The organism is Westiellopsis prolifica IICB1, assembly GCF_004323185.1.
GTDB lineage: Bacteria > Cyanobacteriota > Cyanobacteriia > Cyanobacteriales > Nostocaceae > Pelatocladus > Pelatocladus prolificus_A.
In genome coordinates, this window is sequence record NZ_NAPS01000002.1 from 1,322,387 (window position 1) to 1,326,451 (window position 4,065).

The 4,065-nt window shown below is 43.0% G+C and carries 3 protein-coding genes, 1 tRNA gene and 1 pseudogene; 1 reads left to right on the forward strand and 4 read right to left on the reverse strand.

Annotated elements, in window-relative coordinates:
* Positions 1-271, forward strand: a pseudogene (locus tag B4U84_RS19995) (hypothetical protein); the annotation flags it as partial.
* Between the two features lie 240 nt (positions 272-511).
* Here B4U84_RS19995 and B4U84_RS20000 read toward each other — a convergent pair.
* The 4 genes from B4U84_RS20000 to B4U84_RS20015 all read right to left on the reverse strand — a co-directional run bounded on the left by B4U84_RS20000 (position 512) and on the right by B4U84_RS20015 (position 3,813).
* Positions 512-1,591 carry a TniB family NTP-binding protein gene (locus B4U84_RS20000; protein ID WP_242677669.1) on the reverse strand — a complete coding sequence of 360 codons (1,080 nt, stop codon included), beginning with the start codon at positions 1,589-1,591 and terminating at the stop codon, positions 512-514.
* 177 nt (positions 1,592-1,768) lie between these two features.
* Positions 1,769-2,986: an aminotransferase class V-fold PLP-dependent enzyme gene (locus tag B4U84_RS20005; RefSeq protein ID WP_131120284.1), complete on the reverse strand. Its 1,218-nt coding sequence runs from the start codon at positions 2,984-2,986 to the stop codon at positions 1,769-1,771.
* A 24-nt stretch (positions 2,987-3,010) separates the two neighbouring features.
* Positions 3,011-3,082, reverse strand: a tRNA-Asn gene (locus B4U84_RS20010).
* A gap of 179 nt (positions 3,083-3,261) precedes the next feature.
* Positions 3,262-3,813, reverse strand: a complete 552-nt coding sequence (locus B4U84_RS20015; protein ID WP_017310910.1) for an NYN domain-containing protein — start codon at positions 3,811-3,813, stop codon at positions 3,262-3,264.
* Positions 3,814-4,065 lie beyond the last annotated feature (252 nt).

Sequence of the window (4,065 nt, forward strand, 5' to 3'; positions counted from 1 at the left end):
CAAAGTCCCTCTCCCATGTTTGGGAGAGGGATTTAGGGAGAGGGCAAAAATTCATGCAAGAGTTCAAAGACTCGACGACGGAGTTCAAAGACTCGTTGACGGAGTTCAAAGACTAGTTGACGGAGTTCAAAGACTCGCCGACGGAGATCAAAGACTCGTTGACGGAGTTCAAAGACTCGCCGACGGAGTTCAAAGACTCGTTGACGGAGTTCAAAGACTCGGCGACGAGTATCAAAGACTCGACGACGAGTATCAAAGACTTATGGGATAAACACCAATATGGTTCGGTTAAGAATTTTTCATTATAATTTTGGGATTGTAGAGACGCGATTTATCGCGTCTCTCTGGTGGATTTAAATATTAATGCCATTCAAAAAATGTTTACGACACATTCAGAATATGAAACGCCATCATTGGAATATAAGACGCGATAAATCGCGTCTCTACAATGATTCATTTGTCGGATTGTTTTTTCAAATGGTTTTGAAAACTCGCGCACGAATTTTTATATCTATCCCCCCACTGCTTTTTGCAATACCCCCTTTACCTGCTCCCAATTAACCAAACCCATCACCACAAAAATTAGCAAAATCAGAATCACAAACCCGATAATCCAGTTCGTCACATCGTCCACGTTTCCGCCAATGAATTTAGCTACCCTACCCAAGCGAATTGGAAAATCCCAAACTATCCACCGTAACCATTGCCACTTTAACCAGGGATGATTGGATGAAGACTGAGACTGATTAATTTCTTGCAAAAATTGCTCTTTTGCCCATTGGATATCTTTGCCTTGGTGACGCGCTTCCCACAAGCACCTGCAAGCGAGTTGCAGTTTATAAGGATGGCGCTTACCCCACTGTTGAGCATAGTTTTGCTCATTTACACTCAAAGCTGATGCGCCAGTATTATCAGGGAAACGTGTGAGTTGAATCGCCTCATCTGTAGTTAATTCTCTTAAAACCAAAGTTTGACCGACATTAAAAAAAGGAGAAGTCAAACCTTTCTCAGCAGCATAAGTTCCCAGTTTTTTGCGGGAAGCTACCACCAGCATCAAAGCACTATCATCCATGAGCGATCGCAAACTATTATAAAAATTGTTATCAAATTCCTGGGGACGTTCCAAAAGTATCTGAAAATCATCTAAACAGAGAACAGGTAACACATCCTGCTTTTTCCATTTTTTGATCGCGTCCGAGAAAACTTGACGATTCAGCGGTTGAACCTGCAAAGGATTTCTCAATTGCAGTTTCCACAAAGCCAGGCGATTTAATAACGCTTCCGCCACTACCTCATAAAAACCCATCTCTGTTTCACAGTTTGCATCCCGTAACGACAGATAAATCACCACATAACGGCTTGGATCTGTGACTCGCTGTTCCCACGTCCGGGAAAAGTGATATAGTAACGAAGATTTACCAATGTGTTTTTCACCAACAATATTGATACTTGTTGGCTGTACACCGCTCATCCGGGATGCGATCGCATTTAATTCTTCTTTACGACCCACAAATAACCTGGGGTCTTTAATCATTCCCGGAGCTACAAAAGGATTAGCTGACACCGCTCCTGAGTTCATACCAAAGTTCATGCTAATTACAGCAATTGAAAGGTAATTATTTCAAAAGATACCACTAGCTCCACAATGCTTTGGGGAACTGATACATAATTTATCTGGTTCTTTTTCTTAGTGTCTCTGTGCCTTGGTGGTGAAAAAAATCTTTCTTGAACCACAAAGACACTAAGACACAAAAGTATCCTAAAGCCGCTAATCAACACTCTCAGCTATTAATTCTCCCAGCGCTTTCCCTAAATACTCATACTCCTCAATTCTGTTGTAAATCTGCGCGGAAATTCTTACTAGTAACTTCGGTGTCTCTTGCCAAGGAACTATCTGCACCTGAATATCAAACCGATCAAATAACTCATCACGTATGGATAAAAAATTGCGGTTTGACAAAGCGGTAGGTATGGGTACAACAGCCATTGAGCCAATCATCTCTTCGGGACAAGGTGGCAAAACTTGGAGTGTTTGACAAAGTAGCTGTCTGGCTTGCAATGCTAATTGATGATTGCGCTGTCTCAATTCATCCCAACCACCAGGTAACAGGGAACCTAAAAATGCGATCGCTTCTGGTACGCACATATACGCAGTGGGGTCATCTGTTCCCATCCAATCAAATTCCAATTGAAAGCGACTTTTATCAGTGCGTGGCGAGTTCGCACCGTGGCTAATTGTCAAAGGACGAATTTCTGGTTGTTTATCTGGTTGCACATACAAAAATGCTGCTCCCTTGGGCGCACACAGCCATTTATGGCAATTTCCCGTGTAATAAGTGGCGCCAATTGATCGCAAATTTAGAGGTAACATACCTGGTGCATGAGCGCCATCTACAAGTGTGTCTACACCTCTTGCTTGCAATTGTTGCACCAATTGCTGTAGGGGAAAAATTAATGCTGTTTGACTGCTGACATGATCTAGTAATGCTAATTTTGTTTGAGGTGAAACTCGCTCTATGACTGCTTCTACAATTTGCTGCGGCGAATCCAGGGGAAATGGAATCTGAGCAACTATTATCTGCGCTCCTGTGCGACTGGCGATAAAATCAAGTGCATTACGACAGGCGTTGTACTCGTGGTTCGTTGTGAGTATTTCGTCTTCGGGATGAAAAGTCAGGGAACGCAATACCGCATTGACGCCGGTGGTTGCATTGGGGACAAATACCAAATCCTCGACATCAGCACCCACAAATGTTGCTAGTTTGCTTTTAGCCCCATCTAGCAGCGGTTCCCATTCCCTGGTGAAAAATCGTAGTGGTTCCTGTTCAAGTTGCGATCGCAGTTGTTGTTGAAATGATAAGACTGCGATCGGGCAAGCACCAAACGATCCATGGTTGAGAAAAGTTACTTTTGGGTCAAGCGACCACAAATTATTAAAGGATAAAGATTGAAGGTTGAAGTCTGAATAGTTTTCTTTATCCTTCATTCTTTACCTTTTATCCTTTTTAAACTCCCCAGGCAGGATTCGAACCTGCGACCAATCGGTTAACAGCCGACCGCTCTACCACTGAGCTACTGAGGAACGTCACGATTAATAATAGTAATACCAAGTTCTAGGAATGGCAAGTACTTTCGGAAAAATTTTTTCCAAAAATTTTGTGAGTGTGTTGACTAGCAACCTGAATCGACTATTTTGCCAATACTCGAATCCACTCAGACCCCAGTCAGAGAAATGCTTTAGGCTTAACTTGTGTGAATTATCTACTTCAATCCCATTCGCAGTTCAGCTAGACGCTGCCTCGCTTTAGCATCAATAGAGTTAGCGAGGAATCTACCATTAGATTTTTTGCGTGGTTGATATTTTTGCCGCACCCGACAAACTGTGGCTTTTACTTCATAACATAATTGCTGTGCTGATAACCATTCTGCCCCATACCCCTGTACCATCAGTTGTTGGACACGGTCTGATGTGGCAACAATCACGCGAGAAATTAAAGATTGAGCTATGGTAGGACGCAGAGACGCACAGGCTTTTTCTATATATGTGTCTGCTGTTTGACCGAAGTCTGTATAATAGACAGACACAAGATCTGTAATAACTTCTTTGTTACTACTAGTATTTTGATATTGGGCATCAAACACTATCTGTGTCTCATAGCCTTGAAATGCGCTGTAATCTGTCAAAGCTTCTACTAATTCCCAGCGCGCCGCTTCTAATCCAGCTTGATCACGGGTTCTTTTCAGACAAGACCAAGTGCCTATAATGTTGTAGCCGTCCACCAAAAAAACGGCTTGGGGTAAGGAACGGGACATGGTTTTGAATCACAATTATCTAGAGTTAACAAAATTCATTCATAACTTTTATAGTAATTCAATCATCTCTTGTAACACTATGTTACAATCCCAAAAAACGTAATAGCTTTACAAAATGGGGAGCAGGGAGCAGGGAGCAGGGAGCAGGGAGCAGGGAGCAGGGAGAATAACCAATGCCCCAATCCCCAATCCCCGATCCCCAATCCCCGATCCCCGATCCCCGATCCCCGATCCCCGATCCCCGATCCCCGA

Bases quoted from the DNA above. Each gene is read 5' to 3' on its own strand.
- B4U84_RS20000 (WP_242677669.1), bottom strand. From the start codon at position 1,591: ATGAACTTTGGTATGAACTCAGGAGCGGTGTCAGCTAATCCTTTTGTA.
- B4U84_RS20005 (WP_131120284.1), bottom strand. From the start codon at position 2,986: ATGAAGGATAAAGAAAACTATTCAGACTTCAACCTTCAATCTTTATCC.
- B4U84_RS20015 (WP_017310910.1), bottom strand. From the start codon at position 3,813: ATGTCCCGTTCCTTACCCCAAGCCGTTTTTTTGGTGGACGGCTACAAC.